The following is a 23,415-nucleotide window of genomic DNA, read 5'->3' as shown; positions in this document are numbered from 1 at the left end:
TCAACTTTACTCTAGATGATTTTGTAACGCTTACGGTCTGTTTCTGTTAAATAGATTTTACGTATTCTCAAGAAATGAGGAGTTACCTCGACGTACTCGTCTTTTTGTATGTACTCTAAAGCTTCTTCCAGAGAGAATTTCTTAGCTGGAACAATTTTGGCTTTATCATCTGCACCAGAAGATCTAACGTTGGATAGCTTTTTAGTTTTGGTGATGTTCACAGTCATATCATCAGACCTTGAGTTTTCACCAATAACCTGACCTTCGTAAATCTCTTCACCTGGGTCTACAAAAAACTTACCTCTATCTTGTAATTTATCAATAGAATAAGGAATTGCCTTCCCTTTTTCCATAGATACCAGCGATCCATTTTGACGTTGTGGAATATCGCCTTTCAGGGGCTGAAACTCCTTAAAACGGTGAGCCATAATAGCTTCACCAGCTGTAGCAGTCATCAATTGGTTTCTTAATCCAATAATACCACGGGAAGGAATTAAGAACTGAATAGTCATTCTTTCTCCTTTTCCTTCCATGCTAAGCATTTCACCTTTACGTAAGGTCACCATTTCAACTGACTTTCCAGAAATATTCTCAGGTAAATCGATAGTTAATTCTTCAACTGGTTCACACTTTACACCATCGATTTCTTTAATGATTACCTGTGGTTGTCCAATTTGAAGTTCATAACCTTCTCTTCTCATCGTCTCTATAAGAACAGACAAGTGCATAACACCACGTCCAAAAACATTGAACTTATCTGCAGAATCTGTTTCTTCTACTCTTAGTGCTAAGTTTTTCTCAAGTTCTTTGTGTAAACGATCCTTGATGTGTCTGGAAGTCACAAATTTTCCATCTTTACCAAAAAATGGCGAATCGTTGATGGTGAACAACATACTCATCGTTGGCTCATCTATAGCGATAGATTTTAAGCCTTCAGGGTTTTCGATATCAGCTACTGTATCACCGATTTCAAAACCTTCCAGACCTACTATAGCACAAATATCTCCCGCTTGTATTTCTTCGACTCTACGTCTTCCAACACCTTCAAACGTATGAAGTTCCTTGATACGTGTTTTGGTAATAGAACCATCACGTTTTACCAATGCAACTGGCATATTTTCCTTCAAAACTCCTCTATGCAAACGACCAATAGCTATTCTACCCGTGTAGGAAGAAAAATCTAAAGAGGTAATCAGCATTTGAGTATTTCCTTCTTTAACTTTAGGAGACTCAACATGTTCTAACACCATATCAAGCAAAGGCTCAATATTTTCTGTTTTTTCATCCGGACTATGACTCATCCAGTTGTTTAAAGCAGAACCATAAACCGCAGGAAAATCCAATTGCCATTCCTCGGCTCCTAGTTCATACATCAAGTCAAATACCTTTTCATGCACCTCGTCTGGAGTACAGTTTGGCTTGTCTACTTTGTTAATGACAACACATGGCTTAAGACCTAAGTCTAAGGCTTTTTGTAACACAAAACGCGTCTGTGGCATTGGTCCTTCAAAGGCATCTACCAGAAGTAAAACACCATCGGCCATGTTCAAGACCCTCTCTACTTCACCACCAAAATCGGCGTGACCAGGAGTGTCAATAATATTTATTTTTGTGTCTTTGTATACGACAGAGACATTCTTGGATACAATAGTAATTCCACGTTCTCTTTCCTGATCGTTGCTGTCCAGAATAAGTTCTCCAGTCGACTCGTTTTCACGAAACAATTTACAGTGGTGCATAATTTTGTCCACCAAGGTTGTTTTTCCGTGGTCAACGTGAGCGATAATCGCAATGTTCTTGATATTCATAAAAAGGCATAATTTTAAGTCTGCAAAGGTAGGTTTATTTTATGTATAAAAAACCGCTTTAATAAAATGATAATTTACAGCATTCAAATTGAAATAAAAACCTAAAAATCAATATTTTACATCTTAATTCTTACCAAGCACGTTTAGAATGTGCTTCTCAAGTTCAGGATCAAAAAGACTTAAGGAATTGTTGGTAAGTGTATAGTCCTTGTCCAACACATAAACTCGGTTAAGATAGTTTCTGAAGAAACCATAAGTATTGGGAGGAACATCAGAAATGACTTGAAATTCGGTTTGTGAGAAATGATTAAAGCGCTTTAATGCATTAGTCCACAGGTTAGGGTTCTGAAAATCCAGGTTGATGCTGATAAAATTTATGTCCGGATAATTCTCCCGAAGTTCTTTTATCTTGTTCATATTATTATTTTTACTTTCGGGCGATAAAGCAGACCAGGTGTACATGACCGTTGGTTCCAACTGAGAAACTTGATGAAGCTGAACAGTATCCATTGCAGGTGTTCTAAAATTCATATATTTTAAATTTTTCCCGACTAAATATTTACTTTGAATTTGAGTGAGTTGGTGTAATTCTGTCTCATTCAAAGGTGGGAGATCAAACTTCTTAATAATTTTCAAGGTCTCCTTAAGCTCTTTTTCGGTTTGAGAAAAAACTATTTCCCGTCTGATTAATCGGTTAAAAAAATTAGACTTTAAGTAGTCATTTTTAAATATAGCATGAACAAGGTTCAATCTGCGCTTTAAGTTTTGATGATCATTCAAATCAAAACAATCTCTATTATCAGTCTCACAAATTTCAATAGACCTGTTCCTTAAATAGTTGTCTAAGAATCTCATGTAACTAAAATTCGAGACTAAATCAGAATTATTAAAATTCACTTCTTTTCTGTAATCGAAATAATCTTCTGGAAATTCTTCAAACTTACTAGGCACATATTTTTTCATTAAAAACGCATAGCGCTCTTTCATGTCATAATATTCATATTCAATTGTGCTTTCAGCTATGTTTTGAAAATAAGGGGTAAAATCTGAATTTTCTTTCAGTTTCTCAAATTTCCTGAGGCGATGTATTAATATAGAATCTGTTTTTTCAATAAACTGTTCTGGTGTGATTTTATAATAGGATAAGATCAAATCATTATCTTGTTCATTCAAAAGAAACATGTCAACAAGAAAATTATTTTCTACTGAGGAACTTCCTCCAAAGCTTAATGATTCGTCAAATTCTAGAGTATTCACCCTCAGGACAGAACTATCTCCAGGCTTAAGATAAACATTTTGACTTTCAGGATAATGTTTAAAAGTGTAAACAGTCTCTTTCTCTTGGTGGAATCGATAACCAAAATTATTTCTGGAATCCAGAGGTATTGTATCAATTATTGTATCGTTATGTTCAAGAGTAACATAATTCAAATTGGGATTCACTACCCGGCCACCAATAAAAGTGAGATCATTATCTTGTTCTTTAGAACAGGCCGAAGCTATTATTAAAATACAAAGAAATAAGTATCTCATATAATGTATATAATATCACAAAACTAGCTTTACCAAGACTTTAAGCATGTTAAGCCACCGTTAAAAAAGCAGGATTATAAATCCTTTACCAGTTATGATAAAATGAGTACTTTTGCAAAAAATTCAGCTATATTATGCTTTCAGTTTCAAATCTTTCTGTCCAATTTGGTAAACGAGTCCTTTTTGACGAAGTCAATACCAGTTTCACTACTGGTAACTGTTATGGAATTATTGGTGCAAACGGTGCTGGTAAATCTACTTTTTTAAACATCATTTCTGGAAAAATGGATCCTACCTCTGGTCATGTCCACCTTGAACCAGGCAAACGCATGTCCGTATTGGAACAAGATCACTCGATGTACGATGACTATAATGTCCTGGAAACGGTGATGATGGGTAATGAACCTCTCTTCAAGATCAAAAAAGAGATGGATGAAATTTATGCGAAAGAAGATTTTAATGATGCTGATGGAGAGCGCGTTGGAATTTTGCAAGTTGAATTTGAAGAGATGGACGGATGGAATGCAGAAAGTAATGCTGCTTCCCTACTCTCCAATCTTGGTATTGGATCGGATGCCCATTATACATTGGTCAAAGATCTTGATGGTACACAAAAAGTACGAGTGCTCTTAGCCAAAGCTATTTTCGGAAATCCAGACGTATTGATAATGGATGAGCCTACAAACGACCTGGATTATGAAACCATCTCCTGGTTAGAAAACTTTCTGGCAAATTTTGATAATACAGTAATAGTAGTCTCTCACGACCGTCATTTTCTTGATGCGGTTTGTACTCATATTTCTGATATTGATTTTGGGAAAATTACTCACTATAGTGGTAATTACACCTTCTGGTATGAGTCCTCTCAACTAGCCGCCAAGCAAAGAGCGCAACAGAATAAAAAAGCCGAAGAAAAGAAAAAGGAATTACAACAATTTATTGAGCGTTTTAGCGCCAATGTTGCTAAATCCAAACAAGCTACTTCGAGAAAGAAGATGCTTGATAAGCTTGACTTCCAAAATATAAAACCTTCGAACAGGAGATATCCAGCCATTATCTTTGAAAAGGAAAGAGAGGCAGGAGATCAAATTCTTCATGCTGAAAATTTATCGGCGAGTATTGATGGTGAGACAATATTTAATAATGTCCATATTAATCTCAACAAAGGCGATAAAGTCGTTATCTATTCTAAAGATTCCAGAGCTACAACTGCTTTCTATGAAATCATCAATGGTAAAGCTGAACCTGATACAGGTACTTATAAATGGGGAGTAACCACCAATCATTCTTATTTACCCAATGATAATAGCGAGTATTTTGAAAGTAAGCTTTCACTAGTAGACTGGTTAAGACAATGGGCTAAAACTGAAGAAGAGCGAGAAGAAGTCCACATTCGTGGATTTCTGGGTAAGATGTTATTTAGCGGTGATGAAGCCTTAAAAACCTGCGATGTTCTCTCTGGTGGTGAAAAAGTAAGATGCATGGTAAGCAGGATGATGATGACGAGAGCTAATGTCCTTATCCTCGATGAACCTACCAATCACCTGGATTTAGAAACTATTACAGCTTTCAATAATTCGCTTAGTAACTTCAAGGGTAATATCTTATTGACGACTCATGATCACCAATTTGCTCAAACTGTTGGAAATCGTGTGATTGAACTTACACCAAACGGAGTCATAGATAAATTCTCAACCTTTGATGAATACATGTCGGATCCTAAGATAAAAGAGCAGCGTGAAAAGATGTACGCTGTGGGAGTTTAAGATGAAACTTTTAAATTCAAAAACTATAAAAGGCCTTAAAAATTGATTTTAAGGCCTTTTACTTTATTAGCTTATAATTTATCTGTAAATCTCCTGCTTGTTTATCCAATTCTGATAAACTCTTGCATTTCTATTATGCTGTGACAAGGTTTTAGCAAATTTATGATACCCTGGATTTTCAGGATCTGCTGCAAAATAGAGATAGTCATGAGTTTCTGCATTGAGAATAGCCTCTATTGAGGAAACATCTGGCATAGCGATAAGCCCAGGTGGTACGCCTTTATATTTATAGGTATTGTAAGGAGAATCCAATTCTAAATCTTTATAAAGTACTCGTTTGATTGGCGTCTCAAAATCCTGATTTTCATTTTGAATTGCAAAAATCACCGTTGGATCTGCCTGTAATTTCATGCCATTTTTCAACCTGTTAAGGTAAACACCAGCAACTTTTGGGCGTTCTTCTACTTTTGCTGTTTCTTTTTGAACAATTGCCGCCAGAGACATCACTTGAACAGACGTAAGATTTACGTTATCTGCTTTAGCGACTCGCGTCTCATTCCAGAATTCGTTATAATAATTCACCATTCGATCCCGAAACTCCTCACCTGATGTATTCCAATAAAATTCGTAGGTGTTTGGAATATAATACTTCATGCTTTCCAGCGGCGTGATATTCTTAGAATTTAAAAACTCATCCGATAGCATTGCCTGCAGGAGTTCTAGACTGTCAGCCTCTATCTGTTCAGCGACTCTGCCTGCTAAATTCTCCAACCTGTGTTGATTATTGAAGCTTACCTTTATTGGAATATTTCGTGATCTCAGTGTATTTATGATTTCATTATTGTTCATGTCTTTTTTTAAAACAAAATGACCGGGCTTCACATTGGATGCATATCCCTTTTTTTTGGCCACAGTAATGAAATTTTCGGTATCCTTCAGCAAAGGATGTAACTGATTGACCACTTCCTGCAATGTACTTCCAGTAGAAACATAAACTGATGTTGTATCAGTTTCAAAAGATGTGTTAGGTGTGAAAATGACGTTATAGATATACAGGCTTACTCCTCCAAGGACTAGTAGTCCAACAACAGAAACTGCCACTAATATTTTTTTAATGTACATGATTTATTTTTTGTAATAAATATTCACTTTGAAATTTACCAGAGTTGTATCTCCAGTCTTTTTTCAAACCAACTTCTTCAAATCCAAAGCTTTTAAAAAGCTTCAAACTTCTGGTATTTTCTTCAATAATTGAAGCAAACAATTGGTGCAAATCTAAAATATCAAACGCATAATCTATCATCAACTCCAAAGCTTCAGTACCATAACCCTTAGCCTGATAGTCTTCTATAATCAGTATGCCCAAACCTGCTCGTTTATTTTTGGGATCAAAGTCATAAAGGTCAATAAAGCCAATAGGCTGTTTGTTATGAAGCGCAATCACCAGTCGCATTTGCTTTACTTCGTAGATGTCTTTGTGTGAATGATCTAAATATTCTTTTAATATGGGTCTGGAAAAAGGTTGTAACGTGTCACTTAAATACCAAAGATCTTCATCATTTTCAACCAACTCCAAAAAATCTAAATCTTCTGGTGTAAGGGCTCTTAATAGTATATGTGTGCTTTTAAGCTTTACCATGGTAATCTCCTTCAAAAACAAATATTGCAGGTCCTTTCAACCAGATATTTTTAACTGCGTTAGGGCCTTCAATTTCAAAATCCACCTCTAAGTCACCACCCTTAGTGATAACCTTTACAGGCAACTTATCAATCTTATTTGACATTTTGGCAGTGATTGCGGCGGCTGTAACTCCAGTTCCGCAAGAAAAAGTTTCGTCTTCAACACCTCGCTCATAAGTCCTTACATGCACCATGTCATCCAACACTTGAACAAAATTGACATTTGTGCCTTTTATCCCTTCGTAGTTTGGTAAATTTCTTATTCGACGACCTTGAGTAAACACATCAAAATCATAAATATCATCTACAAAAGTCACATGATGAGGTGAACCAGTGTCTAAAAATGAGGCTTCACGACTTAAATTGACAGTAGGAACATCCGCCATTTTAAGATTAACGATGTCCTTTTTTATTATAGCAGAATGAAGTCCGTCAACAGCCTCAAAGGTAGTTTCGGTATTTATAATGTCCAGTTGCTTTGCAAAGGCAACAATACATCTACCTCCGTTACCACACATAGAACTTTCATTTCCATCTGCATTAAAATAGACCATTTTGAAATCACACATTTCCATAGATGATTCCTCCAAAAGGATAAGTCCATCTCCTCCTACACCAAAACGCCTGTCACAAAGCTTCTTTATAATTTTGGTATCGTTTTTGAAATTCAAAGATCTATTATCTATTAAAACAAAATCGTTTCCCGTGCCCTGGTATTTATAAAAATGTAAAGCCATCATTTAGGTTTAGAATCCGCAAATATAGTGAATTAATAAAGGAAGTAAAGCGGTTAAAAATGGGTTAAATATAATTTTGAATTGATTATCTGAAAGTAATTTTAATCATAAAATAATAAGTTATTATGAAGAAAAATGTTCAATTAATATCGATTGCATTATTCGCTAGTGTACTAAGTATTGGCGGTTACAAATTTTTTGAAGAAGAATCTAAAACTGTTAGCCAGGGCTATGAAATTCCATGGCAAAAAGAAAATTTGAAGTCAACTTCTCACTTAGCTTCCTATAGTGAAGAACCCTCTGAATTAAATTTTACTGAAGCAGCAAAAAAGACAGTAAATGCAGTGGTTCACGTAAAAAATGTTACTACTTATAGACAATCCAGAAGTCCTTTTGACTATAGCTATGGGAGCGGAGAAACAAGAAAAGCAATAAGGGGCGCTGGATCTGGAGTTATCCTAAGTCCAGATGGACTTATCGTAACCAACAATCACGTTATTGAAGGAGCTTCTGAAGTACAAGTCACTCTCAATGACAACAAAACTTATGTTGCCGAAGTCCTAGGAACTTCACCAGATAACGATATTGCTCTCTTGAAGATTGATGCTACTGAATTGGACTATTTAATCTTTGGTGATTCCAATGAGGTTCAAGTTGGTGAATGGGTTTTAGCTGTTGGTAATCCATTTAACCTTACTTCTACAGTTACTGCAGGAATCGTAAGTGCAAAAGCAAGGGACCTCGGGAGATCGGATAATAATTTCCAATCTTTCATACAAACAGATGCAGCTGTGAATCCTGGGAATAGTGGAGGTGCTTTAGTGAATACACGCGGCGAACTCATTGGTATAAATACTGCCATCACTTCTCAGACAGGTTCTTTTATAGGTTACTCTTTTGCAATACCTAGTAACAATGCCAAAAAGATTGTTGAGGATTTAATTGAATTTGGAAACGTGAGAAGAGCAATTTTAGGAGTAAGAGGTAGCGACCTGAACAGTATGATTGCTAAAGAATTGAATATAGAGAACTCGCAAGGATTTTACATCGCCAATGTTGACCCGGAAAGTGGAGCAAATGAAGCTGGACTGAAAAAAGGTGACATTATCAAATTTATAGATGATATTAAGATTAGAAAGTTTGCGGATATGACTGGTTATTTAAATTCAAAAAATCCTGGAGAAACGGTTGAGATAACCTACTTGAGGGACAATGTAGAGCGAAAAACTGATGTTACTCTAGATATCTTTAAAGTATACCGCATTGAAGATATCGGTGTAGAAGTAACAGAAATTTCGGAAGAAGATTTGAAAAAATACGGAGCTGAATCTGGTGTACTTATTCATAAAGTATTGCCTGACAGTTTCACTAAAAGCGACATCAGTGGTCTGTTGATCACAAAAATAAATGAAAAAGAAGTGAATTCTATTGATGATGTGAAAACCATTATCAATAATAAGGATTCCAATGATCCGATGCTCGTCACTTTCTTAAGTCCAAATGGACAAGAGAAAACCTACGTTTTTAGGTAAAACTATTTTTTATTTTATTACAAATCAAAAACTCCCATTTTTTCAATTAGATCTGGGAGTTTTTATTTTAGTTTTATGAGTATCCTTTATAGTTTTTGAATCCTTATATTTGCCCTTCATAAATTTATGACAATGGTAAAGCTTCATGATTTGGAATTCGAGCCCTATCTTGATCAAAATACGATACAGGAATCTATAAAAAGGCTTGCAAAACAGATAGCTGCAGACTACGATTCTAAAACACCGGTTTTTTTGGGAATACTCAACGGCGCTTTTATGTTTTTATCGGATTTGATGAAATATTATGAAGGCGATTGTGAAGTAAATTTCACCAAACTAGCTTCTTATGAAGGTACTTCATCAACAGGTCAAGTCAATACATTACTAGGAGCTGGTAACTTGAAAGGAAGAGATGTCATCGTCGTGGAAGATATTGTCGATACTGGTAATACTCTGGAGCATATTGTCGAAGTTCTTAAAAATGAAGGAGTTGCCTCCTACAAGATTGTAAGCTTATTTTTTAAACCTGAAGCTTATAAAAAATCTCTCAATATAGATTACATTGGATTGGAAATCCCAAACAAATTTATAGTGGGTTACGGTTTGGATTACAACGGATTAGGAAGAAACATTTCTGAAATATATCAACTAAAATCAAAGCTCAATGATTAATATAGTGTTATTTGGTCCTCCGGGAGCAGGCAAGGGAACTCAAGCTGAAAATCTTAAAGAAAAATATAGTCTAAAACACATATCGACAGGAGATTTGTTTAGATACAATATCAAAAACAAAACTGAACTTGGTCAATTAGCTAAATCCTATATGGATAAAGGCGATTTAGTGCCAGATGAGGTGACCATCAAAATGTTGAATGCCAAGGTTGAAGAACACCTCGACAGTAAAGGTTTCATTTTTGACGGTTTTCCAAGAACTAAGGCTCAAGCTCAATCTTTAAACGAATTGATGGAATCCAAAGATTCTCAAATCAATGCTATGATTGCTTTGGAGGTGCCAGATGAAGTTTTGGTCGAGCGCCTTTTGGAACGCGGAAAAACATCTGGCAGAAAAGATGATGCCAACGAAGACATTATTCGCAATAGAATAAAAGTATATTATGGGGAAACTGAAGTCCTCAAAGAATTTTACAAAAAAGAAGATAAATACTATGGTGTAGATGGTGTAGGTTCCATTCCGGAAATTACAGGTCGCATCAGTAAGGTTATAGATTCTTTATAAAACTAAAGCATTTAGCTTAATACTATGACAGAAGGTAACTTTGTAGATTACATCAAACTCCATTTAAAATCTGGAAACGGAGGAAAAGGCTCCGCTCACCTGAGAAGGGAAAAATACATTCCTAAAGGTGGTCCTGACGGTGGTGATGGTGGTCGCGGTGGTCATGTCATTTTTAAAGCTAATAAGGATTTATGGACTCTTTTTCATTTAAAATTTAAAAGACACATAAAAGCCACCCATGGTGAACATGGAAGCAAACAAACAAGTACTGGTGCAGACGGTGAAGACCAATATATAGAAGTTCCTCTTGGGACTGTTCTTAGAGATACCGACACAAACGAAGTCATCAAAGAAATGACAGAGCATGATGAAGAGTATGTTGTCGTGGAAGGTGGAATGGGCGGAAAAGGAAATGCCCATTTTAAAAGTTCCACTAATCAAACACCAAGGTTTGCTCAACCAGGAATCCCGGGACAAGAAAAAGACATCACTCTTGAATTAAAGCTCCTTGCAGATGTAGGTCTGGTAGGCTTTCCAAATGCAGGAAAATCCACCTTACTTTCTGTTATAACTGCTGCCAAACCTAAAATTGCCAACTACGAGTTTACAACGCTAAAACCCAATCTTGGAATTGTTCAATACAGAGATTACAAAACCTTTGTTGTAGCAGATATCCCAGGGATCATCGAAGGAGCTGCCGAAGGAAAAGGTCTGGGTTACAGATTTTTAAGGCATATTGAAAGAAATTCAACTTTGTTATTCCTTATTCCTGCAGATGCTCCTAGCGTCAAAGAGCAATATGAAATCTTGCTTGACGAATTACGACGGTATAATCCAGAACTTTTAGACAAATCGAGAGTGATCGCAATTTCAAAAGCAGATTTACTCGATGACGAGCTCAAGACTGAATTGGCCGAAGAAATAGAACACGCTTTTGATGGTATTCCTCACGTATTCATTTCTTCTGTTGCACAGCTAGGCTTACAGGCGTTGAAAGATTTGCTATGGAAAACCCTAAATGAAGATAAACACAAAGTTGAAAATTAATCTTTAGGCAGCTTTATTTCGAAGACCGTACCAGATTCTGAAGAACTAGATAATACTTTGATTTTTCCAGAGTGATAATCTTCAATAATACGCTTGGAAAGCGATAATCCCAAACCCCAACCACGTTCCTTGGTAGAATAGCCAGGCTGAAAGATGGTTTTAAATTTTGAGGATGGAATTCCCTTTCCCGTATCATTGACGTGAATTTTGAAATAATTCTTATCTTCAAAGAGAGAGATTTTTAAATCTCCACGACCCTTCATAGCATCTATTGCATTTTTTGTAAGATTTTCTATAGTCCAGCTCAGTAAAGTTGGATTCAATTTGCACTTAAGGTCTTCGTCGGGTAATTCTATAGAGAATTGGATGAGCTTAGAACTTCTGTCTTTTAAATAATTAAATGAATTTTCAACAGCTTTATTGAGACTAGAAAGTTCCAAAGTCAGTTTTGAACCTACTTTGGAAAACCGTTCAGTTATCGTTTTAAGTCTATCGATGTCTTTTTCAATATCAAGAATATATTCAGGATTGACATTCTCCGATCTTAGAATTTCCATCCAACCCACAAGAGAAGATAGTGGAGTACCTATTTGGTGTGCCGTTTCTTTTGCCATTCCTGCCCAAAGCTTATTTTTCTCACTGTTTTTTGCGGTTACATAATACAGGTAAATGAGTCCAAGCAAAAGAAAAATGATGAGCAATAAAATAAACGGATAGTATTTAATTTTTGTGAGAATTGATGAATCTCCATAGTACAGGTATTGCTTTCCGGCTTCCCCCAAGTCTATGATTATTGGCTGATTTTGATTTTTAATAGACTCAAAATACTGCCTCAATTTCAGTGAATCACTTGCAATTGCTTCAGGAATATTATTCACCTCTTGAAATCCATTGGAGGTGTTGACGATAAACATCGGAATATCGTTTATCGTGTTTAATATTTCCAATTCCAAATTGAGATCCTGCTCCTCCCCTGCCTTGTTGACTGAAGCTTGAGCTGAAGACCAAATTCTCATTTTCTCTCGTTCTTCGTTCTTTACCCCCTCATAGAAAACAGAGATATTCCAAACCACAACGCCAATGACAATTATAGAAGTGAAAAGAATAAAAAGCCTAACATTGACGGTATTCTCGAAAAATTTCATGAAGAAAGATTTATACAATAATAATCAAAACGAAACTGCTTTACTATAAACTTTTCAAAGTTGAAATTATTTTAAAAATAGTACACAACAGTATTTAAATCTGTTATTTTTGTCTGATGACACATTATTTTTCTTCAGATTTTAAATTAGGGATTTTAGGAGGTGGTCAACTGGGCAAAATGATGCTTTATGACACCCGGAAATTTGATATTCAAACCTTTGTAATGGACCCCAATCCTGAAGCTCCATCTAGGGTTTCCTGCAATTATTTTGAAGTTGGAAGCCTTATGGATTATGACACAGTCATGGCTTTTGGAAAAAAGGTGGATCTCCTTACTTTTGAAATTGAATCCGTTAATGTCAAAGCTCTGGAAGACCTGGAAGCTTTAGGTAAAAAGGTATATCCATCAGCGGCCACATTACAAAAAATTCAGAATAAAGCCACACAAAAAAGTTTTTACGACCACAACCAGATTCCTACGGCTCAATTTCAGATTTTCCAAAACTTAACTGCCCTTAAAAAAGGAGTTTCTGAAGGAAATATAAATTTTCCATTCGTTTGGAAAAGTGCTACCGGAGGTTACGACGGCAAAGGTGTAAGTGTTATAAAATCTAAGGAGGCTATCCATAACCTTCCAGATGTAGAATGCATTGCAGAGGATTTAGTGGATTTCAAAACTGAAATAGCGGTCATTGTCTCGAGAAGTGTTTCTGGTGAAATCAAATCCTATCCAGTCGTCGAAATGGAATTTCATCCTGAAGCAAACCAAGTAGAATATGTGCTTTGTCCTGCGAGGATCAGTGAAGATGTAGCAAGTAAAGCTAGAGAACTAGCCCGAAAAGTCTCTAGTAAATTTGAACATGTTGGACTCCTCGCAATTGAAATGTTTGTTACAAAAAATGATGATATTCTTGTCAATGAGGTTGCGCCCAGGCCACATAATAGCGGTCACTTTAGCATCGAAGGGAGTTTCACCAATCAATTTGAACAACACCTAAGAGCAATTCTAGACCTTCCTTTGGGAAGCACTGAGAGTAAAACGAATGCTGTGATGGTGAATCTGGTAGGTGACGATAATTATACTGGAGATGTCTTTTATGAAGGTATTGAAGAAATCATGGCGCTGCCGGGAGTTACTCCGCACATTTACGGAAAGCGAGAAACACGCCCATTCAGAAAAATGGGACATGTGAACATTATACATTCAGACATCAGCGAAGCAAGAGCAATCGCTGCAACTGTAAAATCAAAAATTAAGGTCATATCCAAAAAATCCTGATTATGAATAAAGTTGCGATCATCATGGGAAGTAAAAGTGACCTCCCGGTCATGCAAGATGCGGTAGATATATTGAAAGAATTTGGAATTGAAACCAAAGTTGATATCGTATCTGCGCATAGAACTCCAGAATACATGATGGATTTTGGAAAAAACGCTCATAAAAATGGTATTGATGTCATTATAGCTGGCGCCGGTGGAGCAGCACATTTACCTGGTATGGTAGCATCAATTACTCCTCTTCCTGTTATTGGTGTTCCTGTGAAATCCAGCAATTCTATAGATGGATGGGATTCAATTTTATCAATTTTGCAAATGCCAGGTGGTGTCCCAGTAGCTACTGTTGCGTTAAATGGAGCGAAAAACGCAGGAATACTTGCAGCTCAAATACTTGGTGTGAAAGATGAGGGCTTACAAAATAAAGTTCTTGACTATATGAATGAACTTAAAGTCAAAGTTCAAAAAATGAGAGAAGACCTTTAATGTTTAGCTAAAAAGGATTTCTTATTGGAATCTAATTTTTAAATTTCAATAAAAAATGAAAGCAAGTCTTAGTCTAATATTACTTTCAGTATTACTAACATCCTGTAATTCCACTAAAGTTTTCACAGATTACGCTTCCGATGTTGATTTTAAGGAATATAAAAGTTTTGCATTTTATGCTATTGAAAATTCTGGATTGTCACAACTGGACGAAGACAGAGTATATAACACCATACAAGATACCTTAATTACAAAAGGCTTTGAGGATAAATTGATTCCAGATTTTAAAGTCAACTTTTATGCGGAAGTTTTCAATCAAACCTCCAATAGTAATTTTGGCATTGGAATTGGCGGTTATAATGGAAGAATAGGTGGAACTGTATCCCCTCAAAATACGAAACGCAGTATTGCATTAACCGTTGAATTTGCTGATGGCCTCACCAATGATTTATTCTGGCAAGGTGTAGTCGAAGCAAGATTTAATGAAAATCTGAAAGGAAAAGAACGAGAAGAGTTCTTCAGAATTCTTGTGGGTAAAGTCTTAGAAAAATATCCACCTGAGAAATAATTACATGCGAAAAAATTAGCGCATAGTTTTTAAACTTTGCTACTTAAACTTTAGATGTTTTAAATTAAACTTGATTATCAAAAGATTGATAATCTAATAAAGTTTCTATTGCTTTTTTAAAAACTTGTCAAAGACTATAGTTAGGCTTTGACAAGTTTAGAATTTTGATAAAGGGACTTTACAATGCCGTCAACTAAGCCGATTTTAGGTACGTGTACAGATTTTGATTTACTCCACTTCATAGCTGATAAATAGATTTTTGTCGCAGGTATAATTACATCTGCTCTATCCTCATTAAGACTTAATTCAGAAATTCGCTCTTCAAAAGTGAGAGAGTTTAAGAGCTGGTAATATGAGCTTAAGTAAAAGTAAGACAAAGGTTTGCCGAGTTTTTTATTGCTCGACTTAAAGATGTTATTGATATTTCCTCCAGAACCTACCATTTCAATTCTTGAATATGACCTGGTAACTTTCTTGACCCAATGCTCAGCTTCACTCCAGACATCTTCAGCAATCGTATTGTTTAATATTCTAACAGTACCAAGTTTGAAGGATTTAGATTCGATGGTTTTTCCTTCAGAAAATAGGGTGAACTCAGTACTTCCTCCACCTACATCGACATACAGATAAGTTTTATTATCATCTACTAAAGTATGCAAATCTGTAGCTGCAATGATGGAGGCCTCATCGGAACCATCTATAATTTCAATATCAATCTTGCATTCGGAAGCAATTTTTTCTGCCACCGCTTTTCCATTTTTAGCATCTCTCATAGCAGATGTCGCGCAGGCTCTATAAGCATGAATTCTATGAGATTTCATCAAAAGACTGAAAGCCTTCATAACATCAATCATTCGTTCTGTGCTCTCATCAGATATGTAAGATTTTGTAAACACATCCTGTCCTAGTCTTATAGGAACTCTAACTAGCGATGTTTTTTTAAAAGTTACTGGTTTGTTATCGGGCTCTGTTACTGTAGAAATAAGTAATCGCACAGCATTGGAACCAATATCTATTGCAGCAAATTTTTTGATGGATAACATATTTATTGTTTATTATCTATTGATTTAAGTTTCTGTTTATAGTAGTTGTAAGTTTCAAACTGACTTCTGAAATCTTTACCTTCTTTTTTCCTGTAAGAATTATCTTCTTTGGAGGCAAAATCTCTAGCTTTTACATTGTCTTTCCAGCAAATTTCAAAAGTTTCAATAAGTTCTTGCTTTATATCATCATCGTATATGGGACAGGTCACTTCAACTCGATGATCTATGTTTCTGGTCATCCAGTCTGCCGAAGAGATAAACACTTTTGGATGGTTTTCATTTTCGAAAATATAAAGTCGAGGATGCTCTAGAAATTTATCAACAACGCTTATAGATTGTATGTTTTCACTCATCCCTTTTACTTCTGGAATAAGACAATTAATTCCTCTTACTATCAACCTTATCTTTACTCCAGCTCTGCTAGCTTCGTACAGCTTATCTATCATTCCATAATCTGACAAACTATTCATTTTTATCGAAATTCCAGACTTCTTACCAGCTTTGCAATTGAAAATTTCCTGGTCAATCAAATCTGAAAATTTTGACCGGGTATAATGTGGAGACACTATAAGGTGCTTATATCTTTTTATTTTATAATTAACTTCAAAGAAATCAAAGACTTTTTCAATATCTTTTAGTATGCCTTGGTGAGCTGTAAACAGTGTATAATCGGTATAAATTTTAGCGGTAATTTCATTAAAATTTCCGGTACTAATAAATCCGTAGTACTTTATCTTTTGATTTTCTAGGCGCTCAATAATACAAGTCTTACAATGTACTTTAAGACCTGTAACTCCAAAGATAAGTTTCACGCCTTCGCGTTCCATCTTCTCCGCGTACTTAATGTTGTTAGCCTCATCAAAGCGTGCTTGTAGTTCTATGGAAACTGTCACACGCTTACCGTTCTTTGCTGCATTGATGAGCGAACTGGCAATATGCGAAACCGATGCCAATCTATAAATGGTGATTTTTATGGATTTTACCTTTGGATCCAAAGCGGCCTCCCGCAGGAATTTTACGGTATAAGAAAAAGTTTGATAGGGTGTATACTGAAGGTAATCCTTTTTTGAAATTTTCTCCAACAAGCTCCCTTGAATCTCCAACCCTGGAATTGGCAGAGGTTCAATTTTATCGTAAAGCAAATGTTTAGCCCCAAGGTCTGGAAAGTTCATATAATCACGTCGGTTGTGGTATTTTCCTCCTGGAATTAGACTATCAGTAGTATCAATTTCCATTTTCTTTAATAGAAAATCTAAAGTATCCTGCTCTATTTCCTTATCGTAAACAAAACGTACGGGATCTCCTTCAATTCTGTCTTTGACACTCTCCATCAACTTCTCGATGTAACTTTTACTAAGGTCACCTTCAAGATCTAATTCCGCGTCTCTGGTGATTTTAACCATGTGTGCAGAAATGCTTGTATAGTCAAAAATATTAAAAATAACATCTAAGTTATACCGGATTAGGTCGTCCAGCAATATAATGTACTTTTTTCCATCTGTTGATGGGATAACTACAAAACGTTCTATGCTTGAAGGGATTTCAATCAAAATATACCGATTTGTAAGTCGGTCCTTTTCAAATTGTACCATCTTTACAGCCAAATAAGCTTTGGAATCTTTTAGGTTGGGAACTTTATCAATATCATTTAACATGATAGTGACTAGTGCGGGGCTCACCTTTTGAAGAAAAAATTCTTTTAAAAATTTAGCCTGTTCTGAAGTGACCTCATTTTCATCTATGACATAAATATCATGATCCTTTAACTGATTTTGTATAGAGTCTAAAATCTCCAAACTTTCCGCTTGCTTTTTAATGACTATCTGCGTGATTTCTTTGAGCAAACGTCCAGCGTTAAAGCCACCTAAAACTTTTTTGCCTGCTTTCCCAGCCAGATCAATACGTTTTACTGTTGCGTATCTCACCTTAAAAAATTCATCTAAATTATTAGAGAAAATACCTAAAAACCTAAGCCTCTCAATAAGAGGTACACTTGGATCTGCAGCTTCCTGAAGAACGCGTTGATTAAATTTTAACCAACTTAATTCTCTGTTGCCATATTTATTTTCTCGCATTAGCGTAAATTTTTTGGGAATAAATATAAATGGGTTTCTCCTTTTTGAATTTGTTTCCAGGATTCGATTTCAAAGATAATACTAACCAATCCTGTTGTGGGTAGATTATCAGTTTGCAAACTACCAAGCCTATTGACCAATTCTGTATAAGCTGGGTTATGACCAAATAACATTACATTATTAACGCCATCATCAATATTTCGAATAAACTGAAGAACCTCATCAGAGTCAAAAGTGTACAATTGCGGGATGACATGAAAATGTTGATCTTCAATATCAAGTTGATTTTTGAAAAGCTTAGCCGTCTTTAGTGCCCGAGTCGCAGGACTTGAAAATACTTCAAGAGAAAAATCTAAATGAGCTTTAAAAGCGGAGATGACATGATCTGCATCTTTGTAGGCGCGTTCTTTTAGCTTTCTTTCTTTATCTTCAACAGGAGAATCCCATGAGGACTTACCGTGTCTTACAAAAATTAATCGCTTCATATCAGGGAGCTAAACGTTCAATCTTCCAATCGTACTCAGAGTCTGATTTTGTAAATTTAAATCTGTCGTGTAGTCTGTTCGGACGACCTTGCCAAAACTCTATAGATTCTGGTCTTACCAGAAATCCACCCCAATTCTCCGGTCGAGGAACTTCTTCGTTGGCATATTTCTTTTCCAAAGCCTCCAATTCATCTTCCAATACTTTTCTATTTTTGATAACACTGCTTTGATTGGAAACCAAAGCGCCAAGTTGGCTCCCTTTGGGCCTGGATGCAAAATAATTGTTGGAAACATCCTCAGAAACCTTTTCAGCTTTACCTTTTATGATCACTTGTCGCTCTGTGTTTGGCCAGAAAAAGGACAAGCACGTATGTGGATTATTCAAAAGGGCTTTTCCTTTTTCACTTTCATAATTAGTATAAAAAACAAAGCCATTTTCATCATAAGATTTTAAAAGAACAACGCGACTTTTAGGGAAACCATCTTCACCAATTGTTGAAACAGTCATCGCATTAGCTTCATCCAAACCTCCAGATTTTTCGACATCATAAAACCAGGTTCTAAATTGTTGAATTGGATTTTCATCTAGATTCTCACGGATTAGACTTGATTTTTCATAGGATTTTCTATAATCGTGTAGTTTATTTTCCATGTTAGCAAATTAGAAAATAATAGCTTCAGAAGCAATTGAATTCAGAAAAGATTGAGACTATTCGTACCTGAAAATTTTACCGGTTTCAGCATTCTCAACATTGTCGAAAACAATTTTTGCTTCTTCTTCAAACAAGGATAAATTCTTATAACGTGCAGAAAAATGCCCTAAAATTAATTTCTGAACACCAGCTTTTTGAGCGATGATACCTGCTTGTTTTGCAGTAGAATGTTTTGTTTTATCACACAAATTTTCCTGGTCTTCCAAAAAAGTGGATTCGTGATAAAGTAAAGTTACTCCCTTAATCTGAGGAACAATGTCTGGCTTGAATATCGTATCACTACAAAAAGCATAACTAGGAGCTGGTTTAGGATCTTCGGTTAATTCTTCATTCTTTATGAGTTCACCAGATTTGGTCGTTACATCTTTGCCCTTCACAATACTCTTATAGTAAACTTTATCAATATCTAGATTCTGAACTTTGTCAATTAAGAGTTTCCTATCTCCAGGCTTTGCTTTGAATAAAAATCCGTTGGTGTAAACTCTATGTTTAAGCGGAATGGTTTCAACAGTAAGTTTATCGTTATCGAGAATCAATTCAGGATGACTGGAATCCAACTGATGAAATATCAAAGGATAAGAGGTAAAAGCATGACTCAGCTTGAGTTGAAGTTTTATGATTTCTTCCAAACCTTGTGGAGCATAAATATGTAATTCTGTAGTTCTGCTCAACAAACTGAATGTAGATAGCAAACCAATCAGTCCAAAGTAATGATCTCCATGTAAATGAGAGATAAAAATATGACTTATGCGAGAAAATTTTACTTTATGCTTTCTCAAACGAACTTGAGTTCCTTCCCCACAGTCGATAAGCATAAATTCTCCATTGATATCCAGAACTTGAGAGGTAGGATGTGCATTTGCTCTTGGTGTTGCAGAATGACAGCCTAAGATAGTGAGTTTCATCATATTAAAATCCCAAATCGCGTTCAATTTCTTCAAGACCAATTAAATCTTCTGCCTCCTGATGGGTCGGTACGACGTGGATTTCTTCCGGAACTGAATCTATATTAATAGTATCGTTTACGATGACCAAAGACTTTTTTCCTTTTCTGTGATTAAACGAAAGTTTGAGAAACATCAAAAGTTGATCTAATGTTAACTCACCGTATTTCTGTATATCAATAACAACATTTTGATCTTTGAATCGATCCTGTATTCTGGTGAGGTAATTGGCGAAGTCTTCTACATCGTCTTTTTCGTCATGTAAGATTATATAATTATCTTTTTCTTCAGTTGTCATAGTTCTTAATTTTTGAAGCTAGTAAATACATCACAGCCATTCGAATGGCAACTCCATTTTCTACTTGATTGAGAATGATTGAGTGCTCAGAGTCTGCCACATCACTTGTGATCTCCACTCCTCTATTGATCGGGCCAGGATGCATTATAGTAATCGGCTTGCTTAAAGTTTCCAATAACGCCTTATTGACACCATATTGCTGAACATACTCTCTTGTGCTTGGAAAGTAAGAATGTTCCATGCGCTCATGCTGAACCCGTAACATATTCGCAATATCACACCATTCCAAAGCTTTGATCAAGTTTGACTCAACTTTCACACCTAGACTTTCAATGTGTTTTGGCATCAGAGAATTGGGACCGCAAACTTTTACTTCTGCGCCTAGTTTTTTAAGTGCAAAAATATTGCTTAAGGCTACTCTGGAATGCATTATGTCTCCAACTATTGCGATTTTTTTGCCTGATATATCTCCATATTTTTCTCTTATTGAAAAAACATCCAGAAGGGCTTGTGTAGGATGCTCATGGGCACCATCACCGGCATTAACGATGCTTGCGTTGACGTGTTTGGAAAGAAAAACTCCAGCACCAGGATTGGGATGACGCATCACCACCATATCTACTTTCATCGCCAAAATATTATTGACCGTATCTATAAGGGTTTCTCCTTTGGAAACTGAGGAGGACGAAGCAGAAAAGTTGATAACATCTGCACTTAGTCTTTTTTCTGCCAATTCGAAGGATAATCGGGTTCGTGTACTGTTTTCAAAAAAGAGATTGGCAATGGTAATGTCTCTCAGACTAGGCACTTTTTTAATGGGTCTGTTGATAACTTCTTTAAACTGATCTGCAGTTTCAAAAATAAGATGAAGGTCTTCTGCAGAGAGGTATTTGATTCCTAGTAAATTTGAAACACTAAGTTCTTTCATGGTTTAGGGCTAGTTATTCAATAAATAGATTGCATCCTCTCCATCATTTTCATTCCAACAAACTTTCACATGTTCATCATTGATAGCATCGACTTTTCTTCCATTATAATCTGGCTGGATAGGTAAATGCCTGCTAAATCGTCGGTCAATAAGCGTCAACAATTCGATTTTGGAGGGTCTTCCAAAAGACTGCAAGGCAGTTAATGCAGAACGTATGCTTCTTCCTGTAAACAAAACATCGTCTATTAGGACGACATGTTTGTTTTCAACGATAAAATCAATGTCGGTTTCATTGGCTTTCAAGACCTTATCTCCACGTCTGAAATCATCACGATAAAATGTAATGTCTAGCTTCCCGTAATTTAAAGAAGTCAAGCCATAATCTTTTTTTAGTATGTCATAAAGACGATTTGCCAAAAAGCTACCTCTAGGCTGAATGCCAATGAGTGCAGAATTTTCAAAATTTTTATGATTTTCAACAAGTTGACAAGCTAAACGTTGAAGTATAATATTGATTTCTTTTGCATTAAGAAGCAATTTTTGGCTCATCGTTGAATTTCGTTTGATTTACAAAAGTAATTAAAATTAGCTGTAATATTTAACAGTAGTTTCATTTTATAATTTGACTATTGAAATTGAAGAACATTCAAGAAATTGTAATAAGATTGTTTACTAAAATCTTTGCCTTTGAAAGATTTATTAAGACATATCGGACCAGGTTTTCTTCTGGCTGGTGCTGCTATTGGAGTTTCACATCTGGTCCAGGCCACACGTGCAGGCGCTGACTATGGAGTAGTTTTGATTTTTGCAATCTTGATTGCTTGTCTTACCAAATATCCCTTTATGGAATTTGGCTCAAGATATGCCTCTGCTACAGGGAAAAATCTGATTGACGGCTACAGAACGCTTGGCAAAAGATATCTTAAAGTTTTTGCACTGATTACCATATCTACGATGTTCATTATCCAAGCTGCAGTCACAATAGTTTCTGCTGGTCTAGCTGAATATCTATTTGAATTTGGCTGGTCAAATTTCACGTGGAGTCTTCTTCTGTTGATTTTTTGTATCCTCATATTATTAATAGGAAAGTACAAAAAGCTGGATTTCTTAATGAAAATTGTGATCAGTCTGCTGACAGTTTGTACTTTGTTTTCGGTGGTTGTTGCCGCTTTTCAAGTTGATTTTTCAAGTATCAATTTTAATAAATCGCCAGAATTATGGACACTTAGCGGTGTTGGTTTTGTCATAGCTTTAATGGGCTGGATGCCTATTCCAATTGATGCTTCGGTATGGCATTCCATATGGATGCAGGAAAAAGCAAACCAAACTCACCATCAAACCAATTCAAGAGAAGCTAGATTTGATTTTAATCTGGGTTACATTTCAGCCACTTTACTTGGCATTTTGTTTTTTATGATGGGCCTTTTCCTCATGAATAGCAGCAATATCAGTTTTGCATCTGGCAGTGTTGCTTTTTCAGGTCAGTTAATCGAAATGTACACACAAACCTTAGGAGAATGGAGCAGAGTTCTAATTGCTTTTATTGCTTTTATCACGATGTTCAGCACGACTCTAACGGTGACTGATGCATTTCCGAGAGTGATGTCCAAGTTGGTACAAGAGGACAATCAAAGTCCAAAAGAACTCAATACCTATCGGCTATTTATCATTGTAATTCCAGCGGTAGCACTTTTAATTCTGTATGTCTTGAAAGGTACATTTACCGTTTTAGTAGATTTTGCTTCAGGATTGTCATTTCTGGCCTCTCCAGTTTTAGCCTGGTTTAATCTAAAATTAATGACAAACAAGAATAACAAGATCATGATGAGCTCAGGCTACTTGCTATTTTCCAGAATTTGTTTGTTCTTTTTAGTCTGCTTTGGAATTGGGTATATTGTTTATGAAGCTTTGAATTAGTCGAATATTCGGTATTCGGTAAAACAAAAAAAACTGCTCACTTTCGTGAACAGCTTTTTATATTTAAACTTTGTCCCGTCCTAATATAGCGATACACTAAAATCAAGTGTATATGGAATCACCAACAAATAAAGGGTATGTAAAGCGAACCCAAAAAGATTATTCGCTTTCTTTTAAGCTTCAGGTAGTCGAAGAAA

The 23,415-nt window shown here is 35.8% G+C and carries 23 protein-coding genes; 9 read left to right on the top strand and 14 right to left on the bottom strand.

Going from position 1 to position 23,415, the window contains the following annotated elements; translation table 11 throughout:
- Positions 1 to 11 precede the first annotated feature (11 nt).
- Both typA and LB452_RS12650 read right to left on the bottom strand, forming a co-directional pair.
- The gene (typA, locus tag LB452_RS12655; protein ID WP_224462101.1) at positions 12 to 1,808 is read right to left on the bottom strand and encodes a translational GTPase TypA; all 1,797 of its coding nucleotides are present in this window, start codon (positions 1,806 to 1,808) and stop codon (positions 12 to 14) included.
- A 123-nt stretch (positions 1,809 to 1,931) separates the two neighbouring features.
- Positions 1,932 to 3,341: a hypothetical protein gene (locus LB452_RS12650; protein ID WP_224462100.1), complete on the bottom strand. Its 1,410-nt coding sequence runs from the start codon at positions 3,339 to 3,341 to the stop codon at positions 1,932 to 1,934.
- A gap of 134 nt (positions 3,342 to 3,475) precedes the next feature.
- Here LB452_RS12650 and LB452_RS12645 point away from each other — a divergent pair, with 134 nt between their 5' ends.
- On the top strand, positions 3,476 to 5,107 hold the full coding sequence (locus LB452_RS12645) for an ABC-F family ATP-binding cassette domain-containing protein (RefSeq protein ID WP_224462099.1): 1,632 nt from the start codon (positions 3,476 to 3,478) through the stop codon (positions 5,105 to 5,107).
- 78 nt (positions 5,108 to 5,185) lie between these two features.
- On the opposite strand, the gene mltG is transcribed toward LB452_RS12645, so the two are convergent.
- Genes mltG through dapF form a run of 3 tightly spaced genes read right to left on the bottom strand, consistent with a single transcriptional unit; the run spans position 5,186 to position 7,524 of the window.
- Positions 5,186 to 6,229, bottom strand: coding sequence for an endolytic transglycosylase MltG (gene mltG / locus LB452_RS12640; protein ID WP_224462098.1), 1,044 nt, complete (start codon positions 6,227 to 6,229; stop codon positions 5,186 to 5,188).
- Positions 6,219 to 6,746 carry a GNAT family N-acetyltransferase gene (locus tag LB452_RS12635; protein ID WP_224462097.1) on the bottom strand — a complete coding sequence of 176 codons (528 nt, stop codon included), beginning with the start codon at positions 6,744 to 6,746 and terminating at the stop codon, positions 6,219 to 6,221. Before LB452_RS12635 ends, mltG begins: the two co-directional genes overlap by 11 nt.
- Positions 6,733 to 7,524: a diaminopimelate epimerase gene (gene dapF, locus LB452_RS12630; RefSeq protein WP_224462096.1), complete on the bottom strand. Its 792-nt coding sequence runs from the start codon at positions 7,522 to 7,524 to the stop codon at positions 6,733 to 6,735. Before dapF ends, LB452_RS12635 begins: the two co-directional genes overlap by 14 nt.
- Positions 7,525 to 7,649: 125 nt before the next feature.
- Here dapF and LB452_RS12625 point away from each other — a divergent pair, with 125 nt between their 5' ends.
- The 4 genes from LB452_RS12625 (at position 7,650) to obgE (ending at position 11,340) form a co-directional block, all read left to right on the top strand.
- Positions 7,650 to 9,056, top strand: a complete 1,407-nt coding sequence (locus tag LB452_RS12625) for a trypsin-like peptidase domain-containing protein (RefSeq protein WP_224462095.1) — start codon at positions 7,650 to 7,652, stop codon at positions 9,054 to 9,056.
- 132 nt (positions 9,057 to 9,188) lie between these two features.
- Complete coding sequence (gene hpt, locus LB452_RS13595; protein ID WP_322966422.1) at positions 9,189 to 9,728, top strand: hypoxanthine phosphoribosyltransferase; 540 nt, start codon at positions 9,189 to 9,191, stop codon at positions 9,726 to 9,728.
- Positions 9,721 to 10,293, top strand: coding sequence for an adenylate kinase (locus LB452_RS13590; protein ID WP_322966421.1), 573 nt, complete (start codon positions 9,721 to 9,723; stop codon positions 10,291 to 10,293). The genes hpt and LB452_RS13590 overlap by 8 nt, the downstream gene beginning before the upstream one ends.
- Positions 10,294 to 10,317: 24 nt before the next feature.
- Complete coding sequence (gene obgE / locus LB452_RS12615) at positions 10,318 to 11,340, top strand: GTPase ObgE (protein WP_224462094.1); 1,023 nt, start codon at positions 10,318 to 10,320, stop codon at positions 11,338 to 11,340.
- On the opposite strand, the gene LB452_RS12610 is transcribed toward obgE, so the two are convergent.
- On the bottom strand, positions 11,337 to 12,485 hold the full coding sequence (locus LB452_RS12610) for a sensor histidine kinase (protein ID WP_224462093.1): 1,149 nt from the start codon (positions 12,483 to 12,485) through the stop codon (positions 11,337 to 11,339). The genes obgE and LB452_RS12610 overlap by 4 nt on opposite strands.
- A gap of 116 nt (positions 12,486 to 12,601) precedes the next feature.
- Between LB452_RS12610 and LB452_RS12605 the strand changes: the two genes are divergently transcribed.
- Genes LB452_RS12605 through LB452_RS12595 form a run of 3 tightly spaced genes read left to right on the top strand, consistent with a single transcriptional unit; the run spans position 12,602 to position 14,815 of the window.
- On the top strand, positions 12,602 to 13,765 hold the full coding sequence (locus LB452_RS12605) for a 5-(carboxyamino)imidazole ribonucleotide synthase (protein ID WP_224462092.1): 1,164 nt from the start codon (positions 12,602 to 12,604) through the stop codon (positions 13,763 to 13,765).
- 2 nt (positions 13,766 to 13,767) lie between these two features.
- Positions 13,768 to 14,247, top strand: a complete 480-nt coding sequence (gene purE / locus LB452_RS12600; protein WP_224462091.1) for a 5-(carboxyamino)imidazole ribonucleotide mutase — start codon at positions 13,768 to 13,770, stop codon at positions 14,245 to 14,247.
- Between the two features lie 55 nt (positions 14,248 to 14,302).
- Positions 14,303 to 14,815, top strand: coding sequence for a DUF4136 domain-containing protein (locus LB452_RS12595; RefSeq protein ID WP_224462090.1), 513 nt, complete (start codon positions 14,303 to 14,305; stop codon positions 14,813 to 14,815).
- A gap of 140 nt (positions 14,816 to 14,955) precedes the next feature.
- On the opposite strand, the gene LB452_RS12590 is transcribed toward LB452_RS12595, so the two are convergent.
- Genes LB452_RS12590 through pyrR form a run of 8 tightly spaced genes read right to left on the bottom strand, consistent with a single transcriptional unit; the run spans position 14,956 to position 21,850 of the window.
- Positions 14,956 to 15,858 (bottom strand): Ppx/GppA phosphatase family protein, encoded by a 903-nt coding sequence (locus LB452_RS12590; RefSeq protein WP_224462089.1) that lies wholly within the window; start codon positions 15,856 to 15,858, stop codon positions 14,956 to 14,958.
- Positions 15,859 to 15,860: 2 nt separating this feature from the next.
- Positions 15,861 to 17,933, bottom strand: a complete 2,073-nt coding sequence (ppk1, locus tag LB452_RS12585; protein ID WP_224462088.1) for a polyphosphate kinase 1 — start codon at positions 17,931 to 17,933, stop codon at positions 15,861 to 15,863.
- Positions 17,933 to 18,418: a SixA phosphatase family protein gene (locus tag LB452_RS12580; protein ID WP_224462087.1), complete on the bottom strand. Its 486-nt coding sequence runs from the start codon at positions 18,416 to 18,418 to the stop codon at positions 17,933 to 17,935. Before LB452_RS12580 ends, ppk1 begins: the two co-directional genes overlap by 1 nt.
- Position 18,419: 1 nt before the next feature.
- Entirely contained in the window at positions 18,420 to 19,070 is a 651-nt protein-coding gene (pdxH, locus tag LB452_RS12575; RefSeq protein WP_224462086.1) for a pyridoxamine 5'-phosphate oxidase, read from the bottom strand.
- A 57-nt stretch (positions 19,071 to 19,127) separates the two neighbouring features.
- Positions 19,128 to 20,036 carry a ribonuclease Z gene (locus tag LB452_RS12570; protein WP_224462130.1) on the bottom strand — a complete coding sequence of 303 codons (909 nt, stop codon included), beginning with the start codon at positions 20,034 to 20,036 and terminating at the stop codon, positions 19,128 to 19,130.
- Positions 20,037 to 20,040: 4 nt separating this feature from the next.
- Positions 20,041 to 20,373: a ribonuclease Z gene (locus LB452_RS12565; RefSeq protein WP_224462085.1), complete on the bottom strand. Its 333-nt coding sequence runs from the start codon at positions 20,371 to 20,373 to the stop codon at positions 20,041 to 20,043.
- Positions 20,363 to 21,301 (bottom strand): aspartate carbamoyltransferase catalytic subunit, encoded by a 939-nt coding sequence (locus LB452_RS12560; protein WP_224462084.1) that lies wholly within the window; start codon positions 21,299 to 21,301, stop codon positions 20,363 to 20,365. The genes LB452_RS12565 and LB452_RS12560 overlap by 11 nt, the downstream gene beginning before the upstream one ends.
- A 9-nt stretch (positions 21,302 to 21,310) precedes the next feature.
- Positions 21,311 to 21,850 (bottom strand): bifunctional pyr operon transcriptional regulator/uracil phosphoribosyltransferase PyrR, encoded by a 540-nt coding sequence (gene pyrR, locus LB452_RS12555; protein ID WP_224462083.1) that lies wholly within the window; start codon positions 21,848 to 21,850, stop codon positions 21,311 to 21,313.
- A gap of 138 nt (positions 21,851 to 21,988) precedes the next feature.
- Here pyrR and LB452_RS12550 point away from each other — a divergent pair, with 138 nt between their 5' ends.
- The gene (locus tag LB452_RS12550; protein ID WP_224462082.1) at positions 21,989 to 23,218 is read left to right on the top strand and encodes an Nramp family divalent metal transporter; all 1,230 of its coding nucleotides are present in this window, start codon (positions 21,989 to 21,991) and stop codon (positions 23,216 to 23,218) included.
- The last annotated feature ends 197 nt before the right edge of the window (positions 23,219 to 23,415 follow it).

The organism is Psychroflexus longus, from assembly GCF_020164595.1.
Classification (GTDB): domain Bacteria; phylum Bacteroidota; class Bacteroidia; order Flavobacteriales; family Flavobacteriaceae; genus Psychroflexus; species Psychroflexus longus.
The sequence above is the reverse complement of the archived record's forward strand: the minus strand, read 5'-3'. Positions and strand labels throughout refer to the sequence as shown.

Coding starts and splice junctions, on each gene's coding strand:
- LB452_RS12635 (WP_224462097.1), bottom strand. CDS start 6,746: ATGGTAAAGCTTAAAAGCACACATATACTATTAAGAGCCCTTACACCA.
- hpt (WP_322966422.1), top strand. CDS start 9,189: ATGGTAAAGCTTCATGATTTGGAATTCGAGCCCTATCTTGATCAAAAT.
- LB452_RS13590 (WP_322966421.1), top strand. CDS start 9,721: ATGATTAATATAGTGTTATTTGGTCCTCCGGGAGCAGGCAAGGGAACT.
- LB452_RS12570 (WP_224462130.1), bottom strand. CDS start 20,036: ATGAAACTCACTATCTTAGGCTGTCATTCTGCAACACCAAGAGCAAAT.
- pdxH (WP_224462086.1), bottom strand. CDS start 19,070: ATGGAAAATAAACTACACGATTATAGAAAATCCTATGAAAAATCAAGT.
- dapF (WP_224462096.1), bottom strand. CDS start 7,524: ATGGCTTTACATTTTTATAAATACCAGGGCACGGGAAACGATTTTGTT.
- LB452_RS12605 (WP_224462092.1), top strand. CDS start 12,602: ATGACACATTATTTTTCTTCAGATTTTAAATTAGGGATTTTAGGAGGT.
- LB452_RS12625 (WP_224462095.1), top strand. CDS start 7,650: ATGAAGAAAAATGTTCAATTAATATCGATTGCATTATTCGCTAGTGTA.
- ppk1 (WP_224462088.1), bottom strand. CDS start 17,933: ATGCGAGAAAATAAATATGGCAACAGAGAATTAAGTTGGTTAAAATTT.
- pyrR (WP_224462083.1), bottom strand. CDS start 21,850: ATGAGCCAAAAATTGCTTCTTAATGCAAAAGAAATCAATATTATACTT.
- LB452_RS12565 (WP_224462085.1), bottom strand. CDS start 20,373: ATGACAACTGAAGAAAAAGATAATTATATAATCTTACATGACGAAAAA.
- LB452_RS12610 (WP_224462093.1), bottom strand. CDS start 12,485: ATGAAATTTTTCGAGAATACCGTCAATGTTAGGCTTTTTATTCTTTTC.
- LB452_RS12560 (WP_224462084.1), bottom strand. CDS start 21,301: ATGAAAGAACTTAGTGTTTCAAATTTACTAGGAATCAAATACCTCTCT.
- mltG (WP_224462098.1), bottom strand. CDS start 6,229: ATGTACATTAAAAAAATATTAGTGGCAGTTTCTGTTGTTGGACTACTA.
- LB452_RS12595 (WP_224462090.1), top strand. CDS start 14,303: ATGAAAGCAAGTCTTAGTCTAATATTACTTTCAGTATTACTAACATCC.
- obgE (WP_224462094.1), top strand. CDS start 10,318: ATGACAGAAGGTAACTTTGTAGATTACATCAAACTCCATTTAAAATCT.
- LB452_RS12650 (WP_224462100.1), bottom strand. CDS start 3,341: ATGAGATACTTATTTCTTTGTATTTTAATAATAGCTTCGGCCTGTTCT.
- purE (WP_224462091.1), top strand. CDS start 13,768: ATGAATAAAGTTGCGATCATCATGGGAAGTAAAAGTGACCTCCCGGTC.
- LB452_RS12645 (WP_224462099.1), top strand. CDS start 3,476: ATGCTTTCAGTTTCAAATCTTTCTGTCCAATTTGGTAAACGAGTCCTT.
- LB452_RS12590 (WP_224462089.1), bottom strand. CDS start 15,858: ATGTTATCCATCAAAAAATTTGCTGCAATAGATATTGGTTCCAATGCT.
- LB452_RS12580 (WP_224462087.1), bottom strand. CDS start 18,418: ATGAAGCGATTAATTTTTGTAAGACACGGTAAGTCCTCATGGGATTCT.
- typA (WP_224462101.1), bottom strand. CDS start 1,808: ATGAATATCAAGAACATTGCGATTATCGCTCACGTTGACCACGGAAAA.